Here is an 11,816-nt window from a genome sequence, read left to right as displayed (position 1 = left end):
TCGGGCAACCAGACGCTCATCAGGACGTCAACGGGCATCTGGACGGTGGCGTACAACGCGGCCAACCGCGCGGTGAGCTTCACCAGCCGGGACGGCGCGACAGTCGTGGAATGCGGCTACGATTACCAGGGACGGCGCTACATGAAGAAGGTGACGGTTAACGGCACGGTCGTCAGCCACGAACGCTACCTGTACCGGGGTTACCTGCAGATAGCCGCCCTGGACATGCTCAACAGCCGGAACGTGCTCCGAACGCTGTTGTGGGACCCGCTGGAACCGACAGCCACCCGCCCCCTGGCCCTCGTGCAGGATAATACCCTTTACTGCTACGGCATGGACTTCAACAAGAATGTGACGGAGGTGTTCGATGGAGATGGACGTATCGCGGCGGCTTACGACTACTCCCCCTATGGACAGGCAGCTTCCACGGGAGACCTCGTCCAGCCCGTCCAGTGGTCCGCCGAGATGCACGACGAAGAACCCGCCCTGGTCTATTACAATTACCGCTATTACAACCCACAAGACGGCAGGTGGCTCAATCGCGACCCCATCGCTGAACAGGGTGGATGGAATTTGTATGCCTTCCTCGGCAACAGCACTCAAGATCAGGTTGATGCTTTGGGGTTGGTTTTTGTTATGCCTATACATACGGCAACAGGTGTACCTGGGTATGATCGTCCCTCAAATATTCCTGGATGGGGTACAGCTTTGGTAAATTTCCTTCGTTGGTTAATTGGTACCGTTCCACCTTATTCTATTTATCCAGAGGGATCTGAAGAATCGGAAGCTATTAAAAATTCTCCTATTGGAAGAGATATCATGAATTTTTTCAAAAAGAAAAATAAAGGAGCACAGTTTTGTAATGAATGGAAAAATGCAACTAATATATCTATTTCCTATCCAGGATTTAAATCTGTTATGTCGTTTACAAAATTTAAACGAGATTTTGAAAGATTTTTCTTAAGTTTACCTAATGGAATACCAACTTTTGTTGGAAGTTGCCGTGGCGATGTTTCTATTGAAATTATTAATGAAGGAAATGAATTTTATATAAATGCTATATATAAAGCAACTAATACAACATCTGCTACTTCATTTTTTATCACCTAATGCCTAGTTGGTCTTCTGGCTATCCAATGGGAAATTGGACACAAGTATATATTTGGAAAGAAAAAATAAAATGTTGCAAAAACTAAATAAAACAATAAACAAAAAATTATTTCAATTATGCCCCTAATATCTTGTTTTTTATTAATTTATCTATCATCTCTTTTCATGTCTATATATATAAAAGATTCAGATATATCTTTTATTTTTAGTACTATATCTATCATTATAGGTTGCATTCCTATTGTTTTGATTACATTCATAATTTGTTTTGAGCACGGAATAATTTTAGGCATTTTTATAGGATTACTACTGCTGCCATTATTATTATTTATAAACAAAATAATTAAATTTATTCTTGAAATATTAAAACAAAAATACAACAAAAAAACTCATCATTAGCTATATTTCATTTTAAATATCCATTACCTGAATACAGAGATTACGATAAACAGATACTTCATTTTTCATAGTAACACGATGGAGGAAAGTCGCTAAGCCTACATGGGACAAAGATATAGCAAGTAGCCGCCCTGGACATGCTTAACAGCCGGAACGTGCTCCGCACGTTGTTGTGGGATCCTCTGGAACCGACAGCCACACGCCCCCCTGGCCCTCATGCAGGATAATACCCTGTACTGCTACGGCATGGACTTCAACAAGAATGTGACGGAAGTCTTCAGTGGAGATGGACGTATCGCGGCGGCTTACGATTACTCGCCCTATGGACAGGCGGCTTCCACGGGAAATATCGACCAGCCAGAGGAGCGTCCGGCCTTAGTTATTTCAGGGCCAGGTTCGAATCTACGTAAATGTAATATTCCTCCTTTTTCAAGGACAGATCTTCAGGAGAAGCAACAGGTTTATCATCAATACTTTTCTATGTTCATACGAAAATAGAGAGCAAGCAGGGAGACCGGGGTAAAGCTAACTATATAGGCTTCTTTGATGGTGTTCATAAAGACCCTGCCCATCACTCTCTTTTCCTGGAGTCCATGAAAATGGTCACCGGACCGTCGTTAATCAGGGAGACCTGCATATCCGCTCCGAATTCGCCGCTTTCCACCCTGCCTTCCAGCAAAGACGCCAGTTCCTTCTTAAACAGCTCATACAGGGGAATGGCCCGCTCAGGCCTCGCGGCGCGGATGAAAGAGGGCCTGTTCCCTTTCCGGGTGGAGGCATGCAGCGTAAACTGGCTCACCACCAACGCGCTTCCACCCACCTCCCTTACGGAAAGATTCATTTTTCCGTCCGCGTCGGAAAAAATGCGCATGGCCGCCGCCTTGTTGGCAAGCCAGCTCACATCTTCTTCCGTATCCTCCTCTTCAATGCCCGCCAGAATCAGCAGCCCGGGTCCCACGGCTCCCGCGCAAACACCGCCGATATGAACGGCGGCCTTACTGACGCGTTGAATAACCAGCCTCACGGTTCCTCTCCTTTCCCCCTCAGAATAGTCACCTTCGTCCCCGGCCTGGTCAGCATGGCCAGTTCATTGCAGTCCTGCCGACTCAGATAAAACCCCGGCGAGCGGGGCGTACCGCGGGCGGCGTCAATGACATAGCCTCCCGCCGCCAGCACCAGCGTCTTATCCGCAGAAGGGAACTGCCTGCTGTAGATGGACACGGGGGCCTGCTCATCCTTTACGGTCGTTTCCACATTCTTTTTTCCCCCGTCCTTCATGGAGAGGATGGGGTATCCCTTGACAAAATCCGTTCCGTCATAAAGGCAGATTTCCTTTTCCGGCACGTTTACCACTACATGGAAATCCAGAGGCCGGTACTTGAAGACATCCCCCGTGTGAAGAGCGGGAATATCCATCAGACCGTTCAGGTGGACCATCATGGCCTGGGAGCAACCCAGTTTCCTGACCATGCGTATCCAGGAATCTCCCTTTCGCACGGTATATTTCCTCACGTCCGGCCCGTTGGGATCCAGCAACTGGCGGATGCGCAGCCTTCCGATGAGTTCCTTCGCCTCTTTCCCCACCACGCCTCCCTGTTCCGCCAGGGGCTGCAACAGTTCCAGAGCTTTCGGCAGACTGCCGCGGTCCATCAGGCGGCGGGCTTCTGCAAGAGCCTCCGGACGGCGCGGCCAGAGGGAATAATTTTCTCCGTCCGCCAAAACTTCCTGAGCGCAGAAAGCCGCCGCCAAAAGGCTAAAGAAGACCTTTGCGCTTGAAGTCAAAGATATTGATTTCATGGGATTTTTGTATCATTTCCACCGTGAATTTCAAGAGGGAGACCTCCCATGCGTCATCCACCCCCTCAATGAGAGCCATGAACGTATCCTCCCCATTGCGCACCTGATCCAGCAGCCGGCCGCGCACGGAATCAAGCGGTTCATGCAGAATTTCCTCGCTCACTTCCGACCTTTTGAATCTGAATCCGTATTCCAGCAGCGTCAGAAAGCCCGGCCCATTTTTGGAAAGCCAGTCAAAAAAGCGCCTGGCCTCTCCGGAAAAACCCTCCGTACTGATTTCATTGTAAATGGAAGGCCGTATGATTTTCGGTTTCTCCGCTTCCACCCAACCGCTGCGCACGCGCACCACGTTCACCTCATCCATCAGTTCGCTGAGGAGAAGAAAATTAAACCTGGTATCGCCAAAAGTATCAATGCGGCGGTCCGGTTCATACACCACCCGCGTCATCTCCGCCGCATAGCGGATATCGTCACGGGAAAAGGAAGGCAGGTCGCTCATGGAAGAAAAGGCAGAGGGGCTTTCCATGAAAAAGCGGCTTCCTTGCCTTGCACAGGGAAGCCGCTTTTGTAATAAAGGATTTTAGCAGTGTAACTTAACCCTGAACCTTTTCGATGTAAGCAACGACGTCGGCCACGGACTGAAGTTTTTCGGCTTCTTCGTCGGGCACTTCAATGTCAAAGTTTTCTTCGAAAGCCATCACGAGTTCAACGGTATCCAGCGAATCAGCACCGAGATCCTCGATGAATTTCGCATCAGCAGTCACTTTATCGGATTCAACGCCAAGTTGGTCGACGATGATACTTCTTACTTTTTCTTCGATGCTGTTGTCAGACATGATATTTATTGTTAAGGTTCATTGATACTACATGGGGTATGCGCCATTGGCAATACCTATTTATGAGTTTTTACGCGTCATCCGGCCACGGCGCCGGAAGCAACAGGCTTCCAGCCGATTTTGCCCGCTCTTTAAAGATTCAGCACGGCGGCCATGCGCAAACCGTTCAGCGTAATGTCAGGGTCCACATGGTCAATGCGCTCCACTCCCCTGGCGATCAGCGCTGCGTCCCCCCCCGTAGCGACCACGGCCGGACGCACGCCCAGCTCACCTTCCAGCCGGGCCAGAATTTCCTTCACCAGCCCCCGGTAACCGTACACGGCGCCGGATTGCATGGCCTCTACTGTGCTGGTCCCAATGACGCGGGACGGCTCCTGGGGGTCAATGGCGGGAAGAAGCGCCGTATTGCGCTCCAGATAATCCCCCATGCTGGCAAGCCCCGGCGCAATAACGCCGCCCATATAGGTGCATTGGGGCCCGATCACGTCAAAAGTCACGGCGGTGCCGAAGTCCACCACCACGCACGGATACCCGTAATAAGCCGCGGCGCCTACGGCGTTCGCCAGCCTGTCGGCCCCTATCTGGCGCGGATGGGGATAGTCGATACCCACGCCCAGCCGGGAATCGCAGGAAAGGAAATGGCAAGGTTTGACAATCCAGTTTTTCAGCTCTTCCGCCACGCGCGGCACGACGGAACACACCACGGCGGCATCATAACGGACGCCGGCCAGCACCTCGTCCAGCCGCTCCCCGCTCACCTCCCGGGTGGGAATCATATACCGTTCCGGCAACAGAGCTTCCGGCGAAGAGAGCACGAACTTGGTGCGCGTGTTGGAATTGTCAATCAGAAGATAGGTCACGGGAATCAGTTAGTATGTTCCTCCACCAGTTTCAAGGCCAAATCCGCTATTCCGGCGCTTCCTCCGGTCATCCCCGCCCGCAGCAGGTTTTCGTACATGCGCCGCCACTGAGCTCCGCCGTCCGCCATCATTTCCTGAAGAGCGGACGCCAGGGCGCGGACGTCCGGCACATGGCCGCCGCCGCCCAGTTTTTCCAGGAGACGGGTATTGCCCTCCTCCTGGCCCGGAAGAAGAAAGTTCACCAGCATGGGCCGTGCGGCCGCAAGCACTTCGTGCACGGTAGCCCCTCCCGCTTTCCCGACCACTACATGGCTGGCGGCAAGATAGGAAGGCACGCGGCGCGTCCAGCCGCGCACCGTCAGCCTGCGTCCGTATCTGGCGCGCAAATCCCGGATACGGGGATAAATACGCCGGAACCGGCGCCCCAGAATACAGGTCACATGCAGGGCTGGATTCGCATCCAGCATACCCTCCAGTTCCGCCCGCGCATGCCGTGCGGAACGCTGGGCGAAGTAAAGCACCCGGAACGGCTCCCCTTCCTTCCAGGAAAGAGGATGCTCCTTCGCCAACGCCCCCAGAACGGGATTGACGGGAAATCCCGTAACGCGCAGCCTGTCCTGCGGCAGCCCCTTTTCCTCCATGATGGCCCTTGTCCAGGGATCCGTCACGGCCCAGAGCGGGGACTCGGAACACAGCCATAATTTATTGATGACGAAGGAATCCGTCACGACGGTCAGGTAAGGAACCGCCCTGCCCGTGCGGGACGCCAGGGAATCCAGCATGTAGGGATATACCATATAGGTGCAGACCACGGCATCCGGCTTCCATTCCCGCAGAAGACGTTCCAGCAGACGCTCCACGGGGGCGATTCCCCTGATGGGCTTTTCCGCCATATTGCGTTTATCGCTCACCTCATACATCAGTTTCCAGAGGCGGGGCATGCAGGAAATCGTCCACAGATAGGCGGCGCGCGTCAGGCGGAACATCCGGGGCATCGCCTCCGCGCACAGGTCCGTAACGCGGACTTCCGCGCGCCCCGCGAGAGCATCCCGCACGCCCCTGGCTGCGGAATTGTGCCCTTCCCCGTATCCTGCGGTCACAATCAGAATGCGCGGCAACCGTCCTTTCTGCATAGAACGGGATATACCAATATTCCGCTCCACTGGAAAGAACTTCTTGCAGGCAGGCGGACATGAGGGGAAGCGCCCCAAGGCAGGAAGCGTCCGGAACAAACATTTCCCGCAGCAACTCTCCCGGGCGGAAAGTAACGGCAAAAAACGGCCTTTCCTCCCTATGATTCCCTTCTCAAAATCGGATTTAACATTGACCTGCGCAGGCCGTCAGGGCAAGCTTTCAGCCATGCGCATCGTCTTTATGGGCACAGGCGACATTGCCATTCCCGCCTTCCGCAGCCTGATTCGTCACTCGGATCTGGCAGGCCTGGTCACGCAGCCCGACCGTCCCGTCGGCAGACACCAGGTGCTTACAGCCCCGGCCATCAAAAATATTGCCAGGGAAGCGGGCATTCCCGTGCTCCAGCCGCATTCCCTGCGCAGTCCGGATGCGCTGAGCAACCTCAGGAGGTTGAATCCGGATCTGATCGTGGTCATGGCATACGGGCAGATTCTGAGCCAGGAAGTGATTGATATGGCGCCCATGGGCTGCATCAACGCCCATGCCTCTCTTCTGCCGCGCCACCGCGGAGCGGCCTGCATCCAGTCCGCCATCAAGTCCGGAGATGCAGAAACGGGCATCACCATCATGCACATTGTCAGGAAGCTGGACGCCGGGGACATTATCGCCCAGATCAGCACTCCCCTGGAAGGCACGGAAACCGGAGGCACGCTGCATGACAAGCTGGCCAGGATGACGCCGGATGTGCTGCTGCCCGTCATCCATTCCATTGAAAAAGGGACGGCCACGCGCATCCGCCAGCAGGAAATCCTGGCTACATACGCTCCTAAACTCCTGCGGGCGGACGGAAAAATCGACTGGACCCGCCCCGCAGAAGAAATCGGCCGCATGATCCGGGCATATGACCCGTGGCCCGGCACCTTCACCAATTATTGGAACCGCAAAAAACGCATCCGCAACATGAAAATCTTTCCCGGCTTCTCCATCCTCCCGGAAGCGGAAGGGAAACCGGGCCAGGTACTCTCCGCCGGGGAGCAGGGGCTTCTGATCGCCTGCGGAAGCGGAGGATTGCTGGTGACAGACGTCCAGCTTGAAGGCAGCACGCGCATGAATATCTCCCAGCTCATTGCCGGCCACCCGAATTTGAAAGATATCCATTTTGACGTATAAATGGCCAAATCCTTTTCCATGGAGAGCCTGAACGCGGCCCAGAAGAAGGCCGTGCAGACCCTGCAGGGGCCCGTGCTGATCCTGGCCGGGGCCGGAACAGGCAAGACGCGCACCGTCACCTGCCGCATCGCCCATATGGTGGACCGGGGCATCAGCCCCAAAAGCATCCTGGCCGTGACGTTCACAAACAAGGCCGCTCTGGAAATGCGGGAACGCGTAGGCCAGATGGTGGAACGCAAGGCGGCGCGCCAAATAATGGTGAGCACTTTCCACTCCCTCTGCGTGCGCATCCTGAGAGAGGATATAGGGCGCCTGGGGTACAAGACCAATTTCACCATTTACAGCGGTTCCGAGCAAAGCGGCCTGATCCGGCGACTGATTGTGCGCCACGGCGGCATTACGGAGAAAATCACGCCCAAGGATGTGCTTTCCTCCATGAGCCGGATGAAAAACAGCGGTCTGGGCCTTGACTCCATTGAAGACAACCTGACGGCCAACATCGCCGCCTCCTACCAGCGGGAACTTCAGGCGCAGAATTCCGTGGATTTTGACGACCTGCTGATTCTGGCGGACAAATTGCTGAAGGAGCACCGGGACGTCAGGGAGGCATGGCAACAGCGCTTCCGCTATATCACCGTGGATGAATTCCAGGACACCAACAGTCTCCAAATGAGCCTGCTGAGCCATCTGGTGGGCCCGGAACACAATGTCTGCGTGGTGGGTGACGACGACCAGTCCATCTATGGCTGGCGCGGAGCCCAGATCAGCAATATCCTGGAATTCGAACGCTTTTTCCCAAATCCCTCCGTCATCAAGCTGGAGGAAAATTACCGCTGCACCGCCCCCATTCTGGACACGGCCAATGCCCTGATCCGCCATAACCTGGGCCGGAGGGACAAGACGCTGCGCGCCCACAAAGGCGGTGGAGAAGCCGTCCGGCTGATTTCCATGCCCGGAGACGCGGAAGAGGCTGAATTCATCATCACGGACATTGAAAACGTCCGCAGGCAGGAAGGCCGCCCTTGGGAGGACTTCGCCATTCTGTTCCGGGCCAATACCCAGAGCCGCGTTATTGAACAAACGCTCCGGGAACACAAAATTCCCTACCGCATGGTGGGCGCGCAGAGTTTTTTCGACCGCAAGGAGGTAAAGGACCTCATTTCCTATCTGGCGACTATCGAAAACCCGCAGGCTGACGAATATCTGCTGCGCATCCTCAACACGCCGCCGCGCGGCATCAGCGAGCTGACCAGCCATCTGGCCATCGACTGGAGCCGGGAGCACGGCAACAGCGTCTGGGCCGCCCTCCAGGACGAAGAATTCCTGGCGGCCCTTTCCACCCGCGCACGCAACAGCGTACAGGCGTTCAATGAGCTGATTGCAAAATACATTGACCTTTTCCAGGACAAGGAAACCGACTTCGGAGACATCCTGGAGCAGCTTATTGAGGAAACCGGGTTCAGCGAATACGTCACGCGCCTGTGCAAGACGGAAGCTGAAATCCAGAAACGGCTGGTGTCCATCGGGGACGTGAAAGCCTCCCTCCGCAACTTCTGGCAACCCGGGAAAACCCTCCGGGACTACCTGGCCCAGGTCACCCTGGACAAGGAGGATAATGATGACGACGTGGAGAACAAGCCCGGCGTGTGCCTGATTACCATGCACGCCGCCAAGGGACTGGAATTCCCGGCAGTGTACCTCGTGGGGCTGGAGGAAGGCATTCTTCCCCACAAGCGTTCCCTGGAAGACGGCAATTGCGACGAAGAACGCCGCCTGCTTTACGTAGGCATCACGCGCGCGCAGGAAAAACTCATGCTGACCTATTGCGCCACGCGCCTACGCTACGGAGACCGCATGCCTTGCCAGCGTTCCTCCTTCCTCAGTGAAATCCCCCCCCACCTGATGGAATATTCCCAATGGGAGGACCTCATGAACGCGGAAGCGACGGAAGAGGAATCCGGGAACTTCTTTGACTCCCTGCGCAGCATGCTTCTGGAAGAGGAATAAAAGCGGCCTGGCGTCTTACCGGCCTCTTTTCAATGATGGCGGAGGACAAGACGCCGTTGCCGCCCGGAAACACCAGTCTGCCGGTTTCACAGGCCAGGTTTTCATAATAAGACCGTCCAGGCAGTTTGTCAGGGGTCTTTCCCGGACATGAAAAATCCTCCCGGCCTGAACCGGGAGGATTGAAAATACAGACCGGGAGGCCTTCCCTGAAATTACCAGAAGATGATGTACAGGGCGACCGTCGCGGCAACCACGAACCATCCGAAGATCTTGGCCCGTGAAGAGGACTGAAGGGCCACCACGCCTCTGTCGGGCAGCACGATGGACTGCCCGCCGCGGGCGGCGTTCACCGCCGTGAAGATGAAGCCGATGAGCACTACCGTGATGAAACACACGGCCATGCGGTTCAGGAAGGCCATTTCCGGCTGCCACACTTTCAGGATTCCGTACAGGAGGGCATTAATGACGATGCCCAGCCAGCCGAAGATGCGCGGGCACTTGGGCACAAAGAAGCCGAAGAGGAACACGCACAGGGCGCCCGGGCTCAGGAAGCCCTGGAATTCCTGAATGAAGTTGAAAATGCCGCCAAAGGCCGGACTGTCCAGGAACGGAGCAATGGTCAGGGCGATCACGGCGCACACCAGCAACCCTATCTTGCCGACGGTAACCAGCTCCGTGGGCCCCGCGTTTCTGCGCAGCTTGTTGTAGATGTCCATCGTAAAGATGGTGGATGCGGAATTCAGCATGGACGCCAGGGAAGACACCACCGCGCCAAAAAGGGCTGCAAGCACAAACCATGTCCAGCCCGTGCCGGGAAGCAGTTTTCTGATCAGCGTGCCGAAAGCGGAGTCGTAATCAAAGCCTACCAGCGTATCCGTCAGATAGTAGTTATCTGAGTTGTCCACGGCCGGCTTGATGATTTTGTTGTTAAGGGAAGCGATTTTTTCCACGAACGGGGCGCGTTCCGCCAGCGTGGTCTGGTCGTTGGCGGCATCCGCCTTCAAATCGGCGCAGGCCTGTCTCAAATTGGCCATAACGTCTTCTTCCACCTTCATTACTTCCGCATTATGAATGGCATGGGCACAGCCTGCCTCCACGTTTTCCACCAGGAAGCTATCCGTAAGCTTGTAGATGACGGAGCGGCCCTTGACGGCTGCGGGATCTTCCGTCTTACGGATTTCCGCCGCGTATTTCACTTCCGCCTGTTCCTTCAGGTCATTGCGGTACAGGTTGTAGGCCAGAATGCCGGGGACCACCACCACAAATGGGATGAGGAGCTTGAGGAACGCGGCGAACACAATGCCCATCTGGCCTTCCGCCAGGGATTTGGAAGCCAGCGTACGCTGCATGATGTACTGGTTGAGGCCCCAGTAGAAGAAGTTGGGGATCCACAGGCCCAGGCAAAGAGCCGTCCACGGGATTTCCGCATCATCCGCAGGGCGGATCATGTGCAGCTTGCCGCCCACGGTATTTACGCCGCTGGCCGCGTCACCGGAGTTCAGTTCAAAAAAGCGCGTCACCCCATGCCAGAGGCTGTCCGAAGGATTCCCCAGGGAGGCGACCGTCGCGCCGGAATTGGCGGCGGCGGATTGAATCAAATGGTTCGGGTCTGCGCCGCTGAGCTCCGTCAAGGCAAAATAGGCCACTACGCCGCCGCCCACAATCAGAGCGGCGCCCCAGAACAGGTCCGTCCAGGCGCAGGCTTTCAACCCGCCCACGAATACGTATACCGTGGCGCAGAAAGCAATGATGACGCAGCCGACGGTAATGTTGCCGAAGTCGATGCCCATGGCAGAGTATCCCGTGAAGAACACGGAGATCACCTTGGCGCCGGCATAAATCACGCCCGCAGTCGGCACGCCTACCAGAATCAGCAGCGTGGCAATGGCCATCAGGGAGCGAGCCAGCGTGTTATACCGGTATTCCAGGAATTCGGGAATCGTATATACGCCGCCTTTCAGCAACTTGGGAAGGAAACAGAAGGCTACAACCACCAGCGTGATAGCGGCCAGCCATTCATACCCGGCAATGGCCATGCCCACCCAGTTGGCGGATTTGCCGGACATCCCCACAAATTGTTCCGTGGAAATGTTGGCGGCAATCAGGGAGAAACCCACCAGCCACCAGGTCAGACCGCGGCCGGCCAGGAAATAATCTGAAGCACCTTTGGTCTTCTTTTCCTCTTCCGTTTCCTCAGGGTCACGGCTCTTCCAGATGCCCAGGGCGATTACGCCCACCACGACTACGCAGAAGAGAATGACTTCCACCATGGAAAGAGGAGCCGTCTTAGGTTCCGCGGAAACGGCCGGAACGGCATCCGCGGCGGGAGCCGCCGGCTGAATTTCCGCTGCCGGCTGGGCCTCTACGGCGGGAGTCACGACCGGAGCGGCCAGGGCGGGCTGCGCATCAGCTGCCGTTTCAGGTACGGAACCCTCCTGGGCGGCTGCGCCCCACGTCATCAGGGCGAGCGCCCCGAATATGGTTGCTAGTGTCTTCATCATCA

11 protein-coding genes are annotated in these 11,816 nt (G+C 55.6%); 4 read left to right on the top strand and 7 right to left on the bottom strand.

Annotated elements, in window-relative coordinates; translation table 11 throughout:
* The coding region (locus tag B3075_RS08155) for an RHS repeat domain-containing protein (RefSeq protein ID WP_290492070.1) at nucleotides 1-1,110 on the top strand (1,110 nt) is incomplete at its 5' end.
* Between the two features lie 615 nt (nucleotides 1,111-1,725).
* Nucleotides 1,726-2,007: a hypothetical protein gene (locus B3075_RS08150; RefSeq protein WP_290489734.1), complete on the top strand. Its 282-nt coding sequence runs from the start codon at nucleotides 1,726-1,728 to the stop codon at nucleotides 2,005-2,007.
* 73 nt (nucleotides 2,008-2,080) lie between these two features.
* Here B3075_RS08150 and dtd read toward each other — a convergent pair whose 3' ends face one another.
* The 6 genes from dtd to B3075_RS08120 form a co-directional block, all read right to left on the bottom strand.
* Nucleotides 2,081-2,533 (bottom strand): D-aminoacyl-tRNA deacylase, encoded by a 453-nt coding sequence (gene dtd, locus B3075_RS08145; RefSeq protein ID WP_288928470.1) that lies wholly within the window; start codon nucleotides 2,531-2,533, stop codon nucleotides 2,081-2,083.
* The gene (locus tag B3075_RS08140) at nucleotides 2,530-3,306 is read right to left on the bottom strand and encodes a hypothetical protein (protein ID WP_290492069.1); all 777 of its coding nucleotides are present in this window, start codon (nucleotides 3,304-3,306) and stop codon (nucleotides 2,530-2,532) included. The genes dtd and B3075_RS08140 overlap by 4 nt, the downstream gene beginning before the upstream one ends.
* Complete coding sequence (locus B3075_RS08135) at nucleotides 3,263-3,805, bottom strand: hypothetical protein (RefSeq protein ID WP_256943598.1); 543 nt, start codon at nucleotides 3,803-3,805, stop codon at nucleotides 3,263-3,265. The genes B3075_RS08140 and B3075_RS08135 overlap by 44 nt, the downstream gene beginning before the upstream one ends.
* A 94-nt stretch (nucleotides 3,806-3,899) precedes the next feature.
* A complete protein-coding gene (locus tag B3075_RS08130; protein ID WP_012420022.1) occupies nucleotides 3,900-4,142 on the bottom strand; it encodes an acyl carrier protein in 243 nt (80 codons plus the stop codon).
* A gap of 131 nt (nucleotides 4,143-4,273) precedes the next feature.
* A complete protein-coding gene (locus B3075_RS08125; protein ID WP_290489732.1) occupies nucleotides 4,274-5,002 on the bottom strand; it encodes a type III pantothenate kinase in 729 nt (242 codons plus the stop codon).
* A gap of 5 nt (nucleotides 5,003-5,007) precedes the next feature.
* Nucleotides 5,008-6,135 carry an MGDG synthase family glycosyltransferase gene (locus tag B3075_RS08120; protein WP_094137251.1) on the bottom strand — a complete coding sequence of 376 codons (1,128 nt, stop codon included), beginning with the start codon at nucleotides 6,133-6,135 and terminating at the stop codon, nucleotides 5,008-5,010.
* 226 nt (nucleotides 6,136-6,361) lie between these two features.
* On the opposite strand from B3075_RS08120, the gene fmt reads away from it, so the two are divergent.
* Both fmt and B3075_RS08110 read left to right on the top strand, forming a co-directional pair.
* Nucleotides 6,362-7,306: a methionyl-tRNA formyltransferase gene (gene fmt, locus B3075_RS08115; protein WP_290489731.1), complete on the top strand. Its 945-nt coding sequence runs from the start codon at nucleotides 6,362-6,364 to the stop codon at nucleotides 7,304-7,306.
* Entirely contained in the window at nucleotides 7,307-9,313 is a 2,007-nt protein-coding gene (locus tag B3075_RS08110) for an ATP-dependent helicase (protein WP_290489730.1), read from the top strand.
* 212 nt (nucleotides 9,314-9,525) lie between these two features.
* Here the strand turns inward: B3075_RS08110 and B3075_RS08105 are convergent, their stop codons facing one another.
* Nucleotides 9,526-11,814 carry a sodium:solute symporter family transporter gene (locus B3075_RS08105; RefSeq protein ID WP_290489729.1) on the bottom strand — a complete coding sequence of 763 codons (2,289 nt, stop codon included), beginning with the start codon at nucleotides 11,812-11,814 and terminating at the stop codon, nucleotides 9,526-9,528.
* Nucleotides 11,815-11,816 lie beyond the last annotated feature (2 nt).

It is taken from the genome of Akkermansia sp. UBA7090 (assembly GCF_002493465.1).
In the GTDB taxonomy this organism is placed as follows: domain Bacteria; phylum Verrucomicrobiota; class Verrucomicrobiia; order Verrucomicrobiales; family Akkermansiaceae; genus Akkermansia; species Akkermansia muciniphila_A.
The sequence above is the reverse complement of the archived record's forward strand: the minus strand, read 5'-3'. Positions and strand labels throughout refer to the sequence as shown.